We start from the raw sequence: 14,512 nt of genomic DNA, 5'->3' as shown, positions 1-14,512 counted from the left end.
AAGGCATAAGCTTAATTTTGCCATTTCATAAAAAAATAGTGATGGAACCTTTAAGAAGTTTCCATCACTAAATAACTAACTAATAAAAAAAAACTTGGCTTAGGATAAAGCGTTAAAGTGGTTAATTATTTATTGTATTTCTACTAATTCATTTACAGAAGTTTTTTCGGTAGCTTCCCATCGTAAATTTTGCTCATATCTCAAGATTTTATTGGAATCTTTAGGGTCAATCACCATTAAATAAATCCATTCGTTATCCAGGAGAGATTTTAGGTTTTCGTTCTTTTCTAAAATGCTTGCAATTCTTTCTTTTGGAGCATGAATGTAAACCGATAACCTTAAAGGTTGATGATAGGGTTTTTGATCTGTCTCGTTTACGGATTGTAATGGAAGTCCTCTTTTTAAGTCGCCTCCATTTCCTTGCATGACGCCGAATCTTCCAGTTACGTTGTGAGTGATTTTAGAGCCACCACCGTAGTTGTCATTATCTACAGATGAGAAGTAATAATGGTTGTTAATCCACTGCGTGACAACCATTGGGCCTTGCATAATACCTTCCAGAGCTTTTCCTTCATTGTCCATTTTCCAGTCGTAAGAATGCAGAAAACAGTTTCCTTTCAAGTTCATGTTTTTGGTTAAAGATCTTGGACCAACAATGAATCCGGCATTTTTGGCAAGCCCCCATTCAGGTCTGGTTTCCGACCAGTCATTGGTTTTTATGTGAGCTGCGTTGATGCTGTTTTTGGATTTTCCTAAACGTTCTGATGTTGCTGAACCTTGAGCTTTAATCAGACTCTCCTTCAGTTTTAACAATTGATTCTTGTGAGAATCTGGTAATTCAGAATCGAATAACACAATCTCATCTGTCGTGGTGTTGTGTTCTGCTCCCATAAAGAATGTAGAGTCTGGAATATTTATATGGTGGTCTTTCAGAGCTTGTTTCACTTCGGGTTGGTTGGCGAGTTTGGCTAGCATTCTGGCATTATGCCTTCCAGGACTTGCAGCACAAGCACCACAATCCAAACTAGAACCAAAAGGATTGTTAGCAGAGTGGCTACCGTGTCCTACAAAAAGAACTAATGGAGAAAAGGTTTTCCACCCCGTTAAGTTAAATGCAGATTTGACGATAGCGATCTTTTCTTCTAGACTTATTTCTGCTAAAGAAGATGAATCGCTTATAGAGTGTAAATGCGGATTACAATTTCTTTCAAAAGACTTTTTTTCTATTTTTTTTGAATCATAAAGCCGTTCTGGCATTAGCGTTCTAAGAAAAAGAAAAATACCATAAAAAAAACCCGAGCCTTCCACATAACCAAAAGCTGAAGGGAGCATGTGTTTCATCCGCTTCAAAAAATAATGTGTAAATTTTTCTCTTTCCTGGCGTTTGTTATAGGTATCTACTTCTTGCTGACTTCCGTTTTTTGCTTGTTCTGATACTTTATAGGATGAAGCTAAAATGGGCGGACATGATTTTTTGACCACACCATCGCTTAAGTTTTCATAATCCATTGCTATCCCAAAAAATCCAGCATAACCAAAGGTTTCATAATTACCTTTTGACTCGACGTGTCTTCGAATCAATTCTGATCTTGTGTCGATACAAAAAACTAGTTGTGCTTCGGGTATTTCATCCGTTTGATTTGATTGAAGGTTTGCATCAGAAATTTGAAAAGTCTCGTTAAAATCTTTAGATAATCGTTTTTGCCAACTCTTTTCCCAAGCTTTTAGCCACAAATATTGAAGTCTTCTTTCTTCATTTTTGTTTTCATGAGTCTCATTAGTTGTCAGTAAATCCATATCCAAATTCTTAGCAATGGATAATCTTACTGCTAGATAATCTTCCAAAGTAATGTTGAACTTTTTTTGCCATTCTGAATTTGTTTCTGCTCTATATTTTATGTAGCCGGTCCAACCTGGTAGGGCAGATAAATGCTGTTCCAAGATGTTAATCTGATCTTCTTCGGAATAATTAATTAATAATTCATCCAAAGCTTTTAGGCTGTCTTCTGGAAGGGCAACCAAAGGCTTTAAGTTGAATTCTTTATCATACCGGATTAGAGATCTCCATGCTTTATAAAACCCTTTTTCTTTATTAGGCATGCTCCATTCAGCAAGTCCTTCATCCATGAATGCCATTAACCATTTTATGAGAAGCCTATCAATTTCATGATGCTGGTTTTCGAGTTCAGCAGCTTGAGATCCCATTTCGTTAAGGCTTTCTTCTGGAGAAAAACCTATTCCATTTTTTTTGAAAAGATCACTTAACTCACCTTTGTCAATTTCTCCTTTTTGCCATGCATTTCTGAAGCTGGAAACCTGTGGAAAAAGATGCCCGCCAGCCAGTTGTTCTGCTTCTATTATGGCCTGTTTGAAATGTCTATTTTCATAACCTGTTAGCGGATTGGATGTCACAAAAGCGTAAAGTGGCCATGTTTTCCCAATCACATGTGAAGCAGAATCAATCTTCTGAAGAATTGTGTCTCGTTTCATAAACTTATTTTTTGTAGTAATGAATGGTTTTTTTGTAAGGCTGTGATAAATTCAAAAGGTTGACGTAGAGCCAAGGTGATTTGCGGTGTACACCAAGTTTCATGATGAAAAATCCAATGAGAAAGATAATTCCAAAAATAATCTGAAGTACATCAAGACTTTGCGGGACTTGAATCATTGGCATTTCGGACATCAAGTGAGTAATTCCATTGAAAAGAAGTGCATAAACACTTATTCCAACAATAAAAAGAACTGCAGAAACCCCCAGTTTTTCAATGTAAGTAAAGCTTTTTTCCTTTACAATATTGTAAGTGGCTTGCCCTACGGTTATGGCCACTATAAGTGTAAGGAATATACTGCTATCGCTGATACTTGTTTTACCAGTTAGATAAGTAAACAACAGCGCTCCCAAAACTCCAAAGATCCCAACGGCTATGGCTTGTATTACTGTTATTTTCAGTTGTGGAGATTCTTTTGGCGAACTTTGCATGACTTGCTCTCCTGAAGACAGGAATAGATAAGCTTTATAAAAACCATGCAAAATCAAGTGGGCCACCGCAGCATTAAAAAAACCTAAACCACATTGCATGATCATAAATCCCATTTGAGCAATGGTAGAACAGGCGAGTTTATGCTTCACATTTACCTGTATCAATTTCTGAAATTGAGCTAGAATTGCTGTAATCCCACCAATGATAAATAAAATCCATAACATATTGGACAGGATAAGCAAGGGCGCAAATAAGGTAAGTAATATTCCGGAGCCATTTACAAAACCAGCATGCATAAGTGCAGATGCGGGTGTTGGTGAGGTCATCGCCGAGAGCAACCATTTATGAAATGGGAAAATCGCAGACTGTATAATTGCGGCGACGATAATCAATAGTGAGGAAATCACTAAGAATGAATTCCCAAATTCAATAGTGGTTATCAATCCATTTAAAGTAAATTGATTGCTATCATAACAAAGCAGAAGAATTCCAACAGACAACACCAGAGATCCAGACATAAAATACTTTAAAGAAAACTTTTCTGCTTCTCTGGCTTCACCCCAGTTTTTATTAACACCTATCAATTTTGCCATGAAAAACCCCATCGCGAACCATGAAATGAGTAAGGCTGAAATGTGATTTGACATCACAAACAGCATAACAGATAGAGTAAAGCCTATGCTTAAAAGTGAGAAGCGTTTTTGGTATCGGAAACCTGCTAGATAATTCTTGGAATAACTGCTTACTATTGAACTAAAGAAAAGTACAGTCGTCCAAATAAGAAGTGTGAACCCGTTTATTCTAAAAATTTCTGAGTACCCCCAATTTGGTGAATACACTTGATAATAAATCAAGCCTAAAATGTTTGCAATTAATAAAATCCAATGTATTAAAGAAGAGATTCTAGAAAGTAAAGGAATAGGGCTGGATTGCTCTTGCGTTTGGTTTTCAATTGCGGATAGAGTATGACTTTCCATAGGTAATTTTAAAAGGTTTTGATTAAATCCTAGATTAGCTTTGATGATTAATCAACAGCTTTTACTGTTAAAATGCCATTTATACAAAGCTTTTTACCTTCTTGTTTGATTTCGGTGATAAAGCGATCGATAGTTTTTTTTTCTTCTTCTAGCTCTTTAATTCTTCTGATGTAAGGCTTAGAATCATTGTTGTGATCTTGCTCCCAATGTTGTAGATTTTCAATTTTGTGATAGTTTATTTTTTGATCAATTAAGGCGTTTAGAATGTCTGAAGCTTGAGTTGGAGTAAATTCTCCGTCTACTAATTTTACCTTTTTGTCTTTGATTGTTAAAGTTTGATTTGATTCCATAGTTAATTTGATTTTGATTTATGGTACAAATATTATAATTTAGATTCATAAATTTTTATTTATATACTTTATATAAAGCATTAAAATATATTATGGATTACACTTTGCATCAGTTGATTATTTTTTCAGAAATAGCTAATAGTAAGAGCATTACTAGGACAGCAGAAAAACTTCACTTAACACAGCCAGCTGTTTCCATTCAGCTAAAAAATTTTCAAGATCAATTTTCAATTCCCTTAACTGAAATTGTAGGGCGACAACTCTATGTGACAGATTTTGGAAATGAAATTGCAGAAGCTGCCAAAAAAATTCTTGATGAGGTGGAGGCTATCAATTATAAAACTCATGCTTTCAAAGGAAAATTATCTGGAAGGATAAGAATATCAGTTGCGTCAACAGGAAAATATGTAATGCCTTATTTCTTGTCTGAATTTATGAACCTACATGGAGGTGTAGATTTGATCATGGATGTTACAAACAAAACAAAAGTGATAAGAAGTTTGGAGAAAAATGAAGTTGATTTTGCTCTTATTTCGGTTTTACCCAAGAAATTAAAGGTCAATTCCGTTGAACTTATGCGCAATGAACTTTTTTTGGTAGGAGGGAAACAATTATCTCACGATCAATTGGCAGAAAAAGAGCAGTTGCTTACAAAATTTCCTTTGCTATACAGGGAGGAAGGCTCTGCTACACGAAATGCTATGGCAAATTTTATTCACAAAAATGGGTTTCAAGTTAGAAAGAAGATTGAATTAACATCAAATGAAGCTGTAAAACAAGCGGTTATTGCAGGTTTGGGTCTTTCAATAATGCCACTTATTGGTATAAAAAATGAACTTAAGGCAAAAGATCTTCAAATTATACCTATTGATAGTCTTCCGATTTCTACAATGTGGCAGGTAACTTGGTTAAAATCAAAAAAATTAACACCTGTCGCGCAAGCTTTTTTGGATCATTTAGAACTTGAAAAACAAAAAATTACTCAAAACCATTTTTCCTGGATAGAGTCTTATAATTTCTAATTTCTTCAAGTTATATCGACTAACTTTAAATAATTAAAAATCAATATATTATGAAACAGAATTTCAAAAACTTAAAAGCAGTATTCCTTAACTGCACTTTAAAAAAGTCACCTCAAAAAAGTCATACTCGTTTATTGATGAATGTATCGATTGAGATCATGAAAAAGGAAGGCGTAGAGGTGGAAGTGATTCGTCCAGTTGATCATCATTTACCAGTTGGAGTCCAGCCAGATATGGCTGAGCACGGTGAAGAAAAAGATGATTGGCCAGAACTATTCGATAGAATTATAAACGCAGATATTTTGATTTTAGGAACGCCTATTTGGTTAGGCGAACGTTCTTCAATAGCTTCTAAAGCAATTGAACGCTTATATGCGATGAGTGCTAAACAAAATGAAAAAGGGCAATACATATTTTATGGTAAAGTGGGAGGCTGTATTATCACTGGAAATGAAGACGGAGTAAAGCATTGTGCCATGGGAATGTTGTATGCTTTGCAACATTTAGGTTACAGTATCCCACCACAAGCAGACGCGGGATGGATTGGTGAAATTGGCCCTGGTCCAAGCTATGGAGATACAGAGTGGGATGGAGAAAAACTGAATAAACCAGTAGGTGTAGATTCTGAATTTACTAATAGGAACATCACCTTTATGACCTATAATTTATTGCATCTAGCAAGCATATTAAAATCTTATGATGGTTATCCAGTCTATGGAAATTCCACTAAAGATTGGAATGCTGGCACACGATGGAATTTTGAAAACCCTGAATATCGCTAGACTTCATTCTGTAGCTTTTTGTAAAGTTCATCAAAGTCTTCACAAATAAGATTCGGTTTTTTAGCTTTAGGGTAAACGAATTTCCCCTTTCTTTTTATAAAAGCGGTTTGCATTCCCGTACTTTGAGCTCCAGCAATATCCCAGGCATGAGCAGCGATGAGCAATGCGTGTTCAGCTTTGGTTTGTTCTGCTTTCAAAACGTGATTATAAGTATCTGGATGAGGTTTGAACTTTCTCACAGATTCAACACTATATAAAGCATCAAATATTGAATCCAATCTAGAAAATTTCATCTGTTGTTTTAAAGTTTCCATGCTTCCATTAGTTAAGGCAACAAGTTTAAAACCTTCAGATTTTAAAACTTCCAAAGCCGATTTTACTTCAGGGTAAGGTTGCAGTTCTTTGATGATTTTCAACGAGAATTTTATCTCCTCTTCGGATATGTTTTTCTGAAATTTTTCAGCAGTCATCTTTAAAGTGGCAACACCAATATCTCCAAAATCTGAATACTTTCCTGCCAAAGTTTCAACCATCGCAAACTGAATCAGCTTCGAAAACCAGTCATCAAAAGCGTTTTCAGAGCCTAAAAGTTGATTGATACTTTCTTTCAATGGAGTAAGATCCAGCAAAGTTTCATTCACATCGAAAATAAGAAGTTTTGGCTTCATACTTTAGGATTACATAGCTCTGTGTTTTTCAGTTCTCTCTTTGTAAGCGTCGTAATTTTCTTTAACAGATTTATCAATTTGTAAAGGGTGATTAAAATTTGTATCGATGTCCTTTAAACGTTGATCACCACCTAAAATCACATTTATTTCTTTATTTAATAAACCATCAACAGATTTCTTGGCAACCAATTCAGGACTATCCATTTTATCCACCTTTGCAGTCGTCATCATGCCAGTGTCGGTTGCCGTAGGATAAACGGTCATAACATGAATATTTTTAAAAATCAATTCTCTTCGCATCGCTTCGGAAAAATGTCTTACACCAGCTTTGGTTGCTGCATAAACCGAATAAAAAGGCTTAGCAATATAGCCCAATCCTGAGGAAATATTTATGAGTCCAGCTTCTTCGCTTTTCATGAGTAAAGGCAAAGTTTTTTTAGTTAATAAGATAAGACCCGTAAGGTTGATATTGATTTGGTTGATAATGTCTTCATCAGGCATCTCTTGTAAAGCATCAGCACTTACAACTCCTGCATTATTGATGAGTAAGTCTACGCAATCCCATCTTGAACCTACTTCATCAATCAAACGGTTTATGTCAGCCAACTTTGAAACATCACCTGCTACAAGTATAAAATTTATATTTTTAAACTCTTCCTTAAGAGCGTTGAGCTTATCTTGTGATCTGCCAATGACTGCAAAGTCTTGTACGCCGTGAGCTATTAATTCTTTAATTAATGCCTTTCCTATTCCTGCACTTCCTCCTGTGATAAGAGCTTTTTTATGTTTAAGATTCATAGCTTTAATTTAATTAATGCTTTGAAGATAAAAAGTATGACTTAAACAAAGAAATCTTTAGCTTTATTTTATCTCGTACAAATATTGGTAAGGCATAAAAAAATCCTGATTAAATAAATAATCAGGATTTTTAAATTTATTTCAAAATAAATTAGTCATCACCAAGCATGGCGAAAAACTTATCTAAATTTGGCATTATGACAATTTGTGTTCTACGGTTTTTAGCCATATTATCTTTATTATTATTTGGAACAATTGGATCATAACTTGATCTTCCAGCCACAATTAATTGCTCTGAAGGAACATTAAATTTACTCTCCAATCGTCTTACAATTGCAGCACTTCTTCGCGCACTCAAATCCCAGTTGTCAACAATATAACTGTCTTCTTTTACAGTTCTGCTATCAGTATGACCTTCTACTAAAACTTCTAATGAAGGCTCAGATTTTACAACCTCTGCAATTCTAGAAAGGATATCATCCGCATCGCTTCCAACTCTATAACTACTATCTCCAAAAAGAAGATTGTCGTCAATGTTTATTTTCACCATTGTTTCTTCAATAGAAACATTGAGATCTTCCCCAGAATTTCCCATTTTCTTAGAAATATTGTAAGAAATGGCGATGTTTAATGAATCCTTAAGTGAAGTTGCTCCTGCTAGTTTTGATGCAGGAACATTTTTTAAGGTTTTTCGCATGGTTTGTTTGTTTTTCTCTGAAAGAACCAAGCCCTCGTTTGGAACACTGACCATCATTCCGTCCTTTTCAGTCTGTAATGAAGCAATCTTGGAATTGTAGCGATCTACACGCATTTCAATTTGATCCATTTGAGTTTCTAATTTTTCTTTCTCAACTCGGGTTTGCATTAATTCTGACTTTGTACCATCTAAATTATTTTCTAATTCAGTGTATTTCTTTTTAGAAACACAGCTCGACAGAAAGATTACAGCACTTAAAACTAAAAGTATTTTACTGGTTTTCATAGGTTTGTTTTTTTAATTGTTGGTGTAAATAACGCAATTTTGCTATAGCATATTACATTTGTATACTTAGAATTTCGTTAAAATCTCAGATAAGTGTCTATCGCCTTGTTATTTATCTAATTATCTGGATAACAATGCTTTAATTTATTGGGTGGTACGCCGAGTTTGAATAAAATCACAAGTAGCGTATCAATCATTAATTGATAAATCACTCCGTTTTTTTGAAATCTTCTATTAGAAGTAACGACAGAAGATTTTAGCTTTCTGAATTTTCCCTGCTTTCGAAGTCGTTTTTGAATTTCGACATCCTCCATAAAGTCTATATTTTTATAACCGCTTATAGTTTTAAATGTTTTATTTATTATAAAGATACCGTGATCACCATAGGTGAAAAACTCTGTGCTAAATTGACTACACCATCTATAAAATTTAAAAATGGGATGTTTATCTTTCATAATAAGTCTGAAACTTCCAGCGATGACCTTATCTTGTTGACATAATCCAATAATGGAAGCATAAGCGTCTTCAGGTAAAAAGGTATCTGCATGAAGAAATAATAAAATTTCTCCGTGTGCATGTTGAGCCCCATAATTCATTTGGTTTGCTCTGCCTTTTGAGGTTTTCAGAACTTTTACAGATTCGAAAGCTTTAGTAAGACTGATTGTTTGGTCATGACTTCCGCCATCTACTACGATGATTTCGAAATGACCTGAAAGCTCTAAGCAGTGTTCAAGTACTTCAGCAATATACTTTTCTTCATTTAACGCTGGTATGATGATACTAATGAGCATAAAGAAATGTATCTAAAGTCATAAAACTAACTTGTGTCAAATTCAAAATAAAAATTCTCTGTATTGAATCACTTTATAGCAGAAAATAATCATAAATGCTAAAGCACCCACAAACTCTATAAACGTAGAGGTTAAAAACCCAATGAATGAGCCAAAAGCTGCTCTTAAGGCCTGATCTCTGTCCATCTTAGAGAAAATAACTTCGCTTAGATAGGCCCCTAGAAATGAAAAGATCAAAAAATCAAAAGGGATAGGGGTAAACAAGCCTATGACTAGTCCAATACCGGCTCCGTATACACCGTATTTGCTGCCCCCATATTTATTGACACCGAATATTGGAATAAGATAATCCAGGATAAAAATGACAAGGGTAATGGTAAAAGTGATCCAAAGCATACTTGAACTCACCTCCACTTCGGGTACGAAATAAAGTAGTAAAATACATATCCAAGAAATGGGTAAGCCTGGTAAAACTGGTAATAAACTTCCAATAATTCCCACAATACAACAGATAAATCCCAAACTGATCAAAAGTATACTCATGTGTTTTATTTCTCTAAAATCGAACTTAAACATAAAGAATTCGATTAAGTAAATCATACTTTTGAAGAAATAAATTCGATGAGTTCACTTTACATTCATATTCCATTTTGTAAGCAGGCTTGCCACTATTGTGACTTTCATTTTTCGACCTCTTTAAAACATAAAGCTAAACTGGTAGAAGCAATTTGCAAAGAACTCAGTATGCGAAAAGATGAACTTTCCAGTACAATTGAGAATATTTATTTTGGTGGAGGAACACCGAGCTTGCTTTCAGAATCTGACTTGACTTCTATTTTTGAAACCATTTATAGCGAATATCATATCGTTGATTATCCAGAAATCACTTTGGAAGCCAATCCAGATGATTTAAATTTCGACTACTTGAAAATGTTGTCCAGAACTAAAGTGAATAGACTGAGCATTGGTGTTCAATCGTTTTTTGAAGAAGACTTAAAACTGATGAATAGAGCTCATAATGCGGAAGAAGCAGAGTCCTCAATCTTGCTGGCAAAGCAGTTTTTTGATAACATTTCGATTGATTTGATTTATGGTATTCCAGATATGAGTGTAGATCGCTGGAAAGCCAACTTGGCTAAAACCCTTGAACTCGACATTCCACATATTTCCAGCTACGCCTTAACTGTAGAACCTAATACGGCTCTAAAGCATTTTATAGACAAAGAAATCATCCCTCCAGTCGATGATGATCTGGCTAAATTGCATTTTGATATTTTAGTAGAAACCATGCAAAAGAATGGTTTTGAAAATTATGAATTTTCCAATTTTGGAAAGTCGGGTTACTTTTCTCAAAACAACACTGCTTATTGGACTGGAAAATTTTATTTAGGAATAGGACCTTCTGCGCATAGTTTTGTCAATACGACTCGAAGTTGGAACATCAATAATAATCCAAAATACATTAAAGCCATCGAAACTGGAGAACTCCCTGCTGATCGAGAAGAATTATCCACTACCGATCGCTACAACGAATACATCATGACACGTCTGAGAACTAAGTGGGGCGTGGATTTGAAAGTGGTCGAAAATGAATTTGGACTGACTTACGCAGCCTATCTGATGGAGCATATTAAAGACTTTCAACAGCAAGGTTTGTTAAAACTTAAAAACGATGTGTTGAAAGTTACAGATGAAGGTAAATTCCTATCCGATGGAATTGCTTCAGAGTTATTTATGCTAAATTTAAAATAGTTTTTTATACAATTAAAATGAATATCGAAGAGCTGCGAGACTATTGCCTTAGCAAACCCGAAGCGACCGAGGATTTTCCATTTGATAATGACACCATTGTTTTTAAAGTCAGAGGTAAATTATTTGCACTCACCTCTTTAAAAAAGTGGGAAGCTGGCGACCATAGTGTCAATTTGAAATGTGATCCCGAAAAAGCTATTGAGTACAGAGAGAAATATCCAGACGAAGTCTTTCCTGGTTAAAATATGAACAAAAAGCACTGGAATACAGTAGTTGTCGATGGCTTACGACTTTCCCAAAATTTCATTCAGCATCTCATCAATCACAGCTACGAGCTTGTGGTAAGTAAACTGCCGAAATCTCAACGACAAGGCTTACAAACTTAAGTATAGAAGATAATTTCTTACTTCTTTGCCTTAGATAGAGCAATAACTCTATTTTTGTAATTCAATTTGATGCTTATGCCAACTCCAGAATCTATTTATTCTGAATTTATTTCTCGATATACCTCTGATTTAAAAGCGATAAAAACACAATTATTTTGGTCGAGTATGCTACGTTTAGCCGTTTTTCTAGCGATAGCCTTTGCAGTGTATTTTTTCTGGTCGTCCACAAGAATTGTGATTGGTTCAATAATTCTTGGAATAATCATCTTTCTCATCTTAGTCACCAGACACTCTAAAATTCAGTACAAAAAGGCTAAGTTGAAAGCCTTGCTTCAGCTCAATGAAACCGAAATTAAAGTTCTAAAAAGAGAATTCACCGACTTACCAACTGGCGATCAGTACAAAAATCCAGAGCATGAATTTAGTCAAGACATTGATATTTTCGGTAATCACTCTTTTTTTCAATACCTCAATAGAACAGCTTTAAAAGAAGGTGAAGAAAATTTGGCAGCTAAGCTAACATCCAATTCAATTAATAGTATAGAATCCAAGCAAGAGGCGATTCAAGAATTGTCAAAAAAAATAGAACTAAGACAAAACTTTACCGCCGATGCTAAGCTGGTAGACACTGAAACAAAAGCCAGCAGCATTGTGAATTGGATCACCAATTACAAAACATTTATCCCTAAATGGATGTCATGGTTTCCAATTGTATTTTCGATTATCTCTCTGGTAGTGATTACAGCTTATTTCTTTAATTTCATTTCTGGAGCTCAAATGTTACTTTGGTTTGTCATTGGTTTGGGGATTACCGGCGCTTTCTTAAAACGCATAAACGAGCTTTCTAGCCATGTGAGTCAGGCGCAAAGCACGTTTCAGCAGTATTTTAAATTATTAAAATTGATAGAAGATGCTGAGTTTAATTCAAGTTTACTGAAATCCTTTCAGTCGAAAATCCATTCGGACGCTGCAAAAGCGAGTCAAATTTTAAAAGTGCTATCCAAACATATCGATGGTTTGGATCAGCGAAATAATATTTTGCTTGGTATTGTTTTAAATGGATTTATGCTTCGCGATCTTACTCAATCACTGAAGATTGAAAAATGGATCTCAGCCCATGCCGATCAGGTGCAGAATTGGTTTGAGGTGATCGCTGAGGTGGATGCTTACAATAGTTTAGCTAACTTTCACTTCAATCATCCCGATTATGTCTTTCCAGAAATTAAAGAAAGCGGAAGCTTTACCAAAACCAAAGGTGCTGTCCATCCCTTAATCGATCCGGAAGATGCCGTAAGAAATGATTTTGAAATCAAAGACAATCAGTTTTTCATCATCACAGGTGCTAATATGGCCGGGAAAAGTACCTTTTTGAGGACAGTTTCTGTTCAGATTGTAATGTCAAATGTCGGACTGCCTGTATGCGCTACTTTCTGTGAATATGTCCCAACCAAACTCATCACCAGCATGCGTACAGTCGATTCTTTGGCCGATGAAGCTTCATATTTCTTTGCTGAACTGACCCGACTCAAGTACATTGTCGACGAAATTCAAACCGACAAATACTTCATCGTCTTGGATGAAATTCTAAAAGGCACCAATTCTACCGATAAGGCTATTGGCTCCAGGAAATTTGTAGAGCGATTAGTCAAAGCCAATGCCATTGGCATCATCGCCACTCACGATTTAAGTTTGTGTGAAGTTGCCGAGGATTTACCTCAAGTACAAAACTATTATTTCGATGCTGAAATTATCGATGACGAACTCAACTTTGATTACACGCTAAAACGCGGTATCTGTAAAAACATGAACGCATCTTTCTTGTTGAAGAAAATGGACATTGTGGAGTAGATGTTTTAAAGTTTAAATATTGTACATATATTTGTACATATAAAAACACGTTATTATGCAAATCACAACTGTTTCAGATTTTAGAAAAGATATGAAGGCCTATTTGGATAGAGTCGTGAAAAATGTTGAAACTTTAATTATTAACAGAGGCAAAGATTCAGGAATTGTCGTGATGTCTTTAGAGGAATATAATTCGTTAATGGCAACAAATCACGAATTATCATCCAGAAAAAATGAATCAAGATTAGATTCAGCGATTGACAAATTGAAATCAGGTAATACATTTAGCAAAGATTTAATCGAAGATTAAAATGAAGTATGTTTTTGTTGACGAGTCCTGGGAGGATTATTTATACTGGCAAAAAACAGATAAAAAAAAGCTGAAGAAAATAAATCAACTTTTGAAGGATATTGCTCGAAACCCTTACGGTGGAATAGGAAAGCCAGAACCCTTAAAACATAAATATTCTGGATTTTGGTCAAGGCGAATCGATAGCGAACATAGACTCATCTATCAATACAAAGAAGATGAAATATTAATAGCTAAATGTAGATTCCACTACGATTGATTTTTTTAACTATATTAATTTTATCTACTAACTCTACTTCTTCACCCGTTTTTCATTCTTTTTGACAAACGCATCCCAGCCAGTATAAGACGTGCCAATATTCGGTTGACCACTATTGTAGAAATGACAAACGGCTGCCGCCAGTCCATCCGTAGAGTCGAGGTTTTTGGGGAGTTCTTTTATTTTTAGCATTTGCTGAAGCATCTTGGCCACCTGCTCTTTGCTAGCGTTTCCATTGCCGGTAATCGCCATTTTTATCTTTTTGGGAAGATACTCTGTGATAGGGATTTGACGAGACAGGCCAGCTGCCATCGCCACGCCTTGAGCTCTTCCAAGCTTCAGCATAGATTGTACGTTTTTACCAAAAAAAGGCGCTTCAATTGCAATTTCATCAGGATGGTAAGTATCGATAAGCTCTATGGTACGCTCAAAAATCAGTTTTAATTTAGTGTAGTGATCGTCGTATTTTTTAAGCATGAGTTCGTTCAATTGAACAAACTTCATTTTTTTGTTTTCAATTTCGATCACCCCAAAACCCATAATAGTGGTTCCTGGGTCAATGCCTAAAATGATTCTTTCTGTCGCCAATCTCTTATTTATTCGTTA

At 35.2% G+C, this 14,512-nt stretch carries 15 protein-coding genes and 1 pseudogene; 7 read left to right on the top strand and 9 right to left on the bottom strand.

What is annotated here, in order from left to right:
* Positions 1-129: 129 nt before the first annotated feature.
* From ACFQ0R_RS08550 to ACFQ0R_RS08540, 3 genes are read right to left on the bottom strand one after another with little or no spacing between them, the layout of a single operon-like run.
* Positions 130-2,490 (bottom strand): DUF2309 domain-containing protein, encoded by a 2,361-nt coding sequence (locus ACFQ0R_RS08550; protein ID WP_379657955.1) that lies wholly within the window; start codon positions 2,488-2,490, stop codon positions 130-132.
* Positions 2,491-2,494: 4 nt separating this feature from the next.
* Positions 2,495-3,958, bottom strand: a complete 1,464-nt coding sequence (locus ACFQ0R_RS08545) for a proton-conducting transporter transmembrane domain-containing protein (RefSeq protein ID WP_379657954.1) — start codon at positions 3,956-3,958, stop codon at positions 2,495-2,497.
* 47 nt (positions 3,959-4,005) lie between these two features.
* Complete coding sequence (locus ACFQ0R_RS08540) at positions 4,006-4,308, bottom strand: hypothetical protein (RefSeq protein ID WP_379657953.1); 303 nt, start codon at positions 4,306-4,308, stop codon at positions 4,006-4,008.
* Positions 4,309-4,400: 92 nt separating this feature from the next.
* Here ACFQ0R_RS08540 and ACFQ0R_RS08535 point away from each other — a divergent pair, with 92 nt between their 5' ends.
* Both ACFQ0R_RS08535 and ACFQ0R_RS08530 read left to right on the top strand, forming a co-directional pair.
* Complete coding sequence (locus tag ACFQ0R_RS08535; protein ID WP_379657952.1) at positions 4,401-5,330, top strand: LysR family transcriptional regulator; 930 nt, start codon at positions 4,401-4,403, stop codon at positions 5,328-5,330.
* A gap of 50 nt (positions 5,331-5,380) precedes the next feature.
* Positions 5,381-6,112 carry a flavodoxin family protein gene (locus tag ACFQ0R_RS08530; protein ID WP_379657951.1) on the top strand — a complete coding sequence of 244 codons (732 nt, stop codon included), beginning with the start codon at positions 5,381-5,383 and terminating at the stop codon, positions 6,110-6,112.
* Here the strand turns inward: ACFQ0R_RS08530 and ACFQ0R_RS08525 are convergent.
* From ACFQ0R_RS08525 to ACFQ0R_RS08505, 5 genes are all read right to left on the bottom strand, one after another.
* On the bottom strand, positions 6,109-6,780 hold the full coding sequence (locus tag ACFQ0R_RS08525; RefSeq protein WP_379657950.1) for a haloacid dehalogenase type II: 672 nt from the start codon (positions 6,778-6,780) through the stop codon (positions 6,109-6,111). The two genes, ACFQ0R_RS08530 and ACFQ0R_RS08525, sit on opposite strands and share 4 nt — an antisense overlap.
* A 9-nt stretch (positions 6,781-6,789) precedes the next feature.
* Positions 6,790-7,578 (bottom strand): SDR family NAD(P)-dependent oxidoreductase, encoded by a 789-nt coding sequence (locus ACFQ0R_RS08520; RefSeq protein ID WP_379657949.1) that lies wholly within the window; start codon positions 7,576-7,578, stop codon positions 6,790-6,792.
* A 151-nt stretch (positions 7,579-7,729) separates the two neighbouring features.
* A complete protein-coding gene (locus ACFQ0R_RS08515) occupies positions 7,730-8,560 on the bottom strand; it encodes an OmpA/MotB family protein (RefSeq protein ID WP_379657948.1) in 831 nt (276 codons plus the stop codon).
* A gap of 116 nt (positions 8,561-8,676) precedes the next feature.
* Complete coding sequence (locus tag ACFQ0R_RS08510; RefSeq protein ID WP_379657947.1) at positions 8,677-9,351, bottom strand: TIGR04283 family arsenosugar biosynthesis glycosyltransferase; 675 nt, start codon at positions 9,349-9,351, stop codon at positions 8,677-8,679.
* A gap of 42 nt (positions 9,352-9,393) precedes the next feature.
* Complete coding sequence (locus ACFQ0R_RS08505; RefSeq protein ID WP_379657946.1) at positions 9,394-9,894, bottom strand: DUF456 domain-containing protein; 501 nt, start codon at positions 9,892-9,894, stop codon at positions 9,394-9,396.
* Between the two features lie 78 nt (positions 9,895-9,972).
* On the opposite strand from ACFQ0R_RS08505, the gene hemW reads away from it, so the two are divergent.
* The 5 genes and pseudogenes from hemW (at position 9,973) to ACFQ0R_RS08480 (ending at position 13,906) form a co-directional block, all read left to right on the top strand.
* Positions 9,973-11,103, top strand: coding sequence for a radical SAM family heme chaperone HemW (gene hemW / locus ACFQ0R_RS08500; RefSeq protein WP_379657945.1), 1,131 nt, complete (start codon positions 9,973-9,975; stop codon positions 11,101-11,103).
* Between the two features lie 17 nt (positions 11,104-11,120).
* Positions 11,121-11,489 (top strand): annotated as a pseudogene (locus ACFQ0R_RS08495) (MmcQ/YjbR family DNA-binding protein).
* 75 nt (positions 11,490-11,564) lie between these two features.
* A complete protein-coding gene (locus ACFQ0R_RS08490) occupies positions 11,565-13,337 on the top strand; it encodes a MutS-related protein (RefSeq protein ID WP_379657944.1) in 1,773 nt (590 codons plus the stop codon).
* Positions 13,338-13,392: 55 nt separating this feature from the next.
* The gene (locus ACFQ0R_RS08485; protein ID WP_224463557.1) at positions 13,393-13,647 is read left to right on the top strand and encodes a type II toxin-antitoxin system Phd/YefM family antitoxin; all 255 of its coding nucleotides are present in this window, start codon (positions 13,393-13,395) and stop codon (positions 13,645-13,647) included.
* A gap of 1 nt (position 13,648) precedes the next feature.
* The gene (locus tag ACFQ0R_RS08480) at positions 13,649-13,906 is read left to right on the top strand and encodes a Txe/YoeB family addiction module toxin (RefSeq protein WP_379657943.1); all 258 of its coding nucleotides are present in this window, start codon (positions 13,649-13,651) and stop codon (positions 13,904-13,906) included.
* A gap of 33 nt (positions 13,907-13,939) precedes the next feature.
* Here ACFQ0R_RS08480 and ruvC read toward each other — a convergent pair whose 3' ends face one another.
* Positions 13,940-14,494: a crossover junction endodeoxyribonuclease RuvC gene (gene ruvC / locus ACFQ0R_RS08475; protein ID WP_379657942.1), complete on the bottom strand. Its 555-nt coding sequence runs from the start codon at positions 14,492-14,494 to the stop codon at positions 13,940-13,942.
* Positions 14,495-14,512 lie beyond the last annotated feature (18 nt).

The organism is Psychroflexus salinarum, from assembly GCF_042677225.1.
Classification (GTDB): domain Bacteria; phylum Bacteroidota; class Bacteroidia; order Flavobacteriales; family Flavobacteriaceae; genus Psychroflexus; species Psychroflexus salinarum.
The sequence above is the reverse complement of the archived record's forward strand: the minus strand, read 5'-3'. Positions and strand labels throughout refer to the sequence as shown.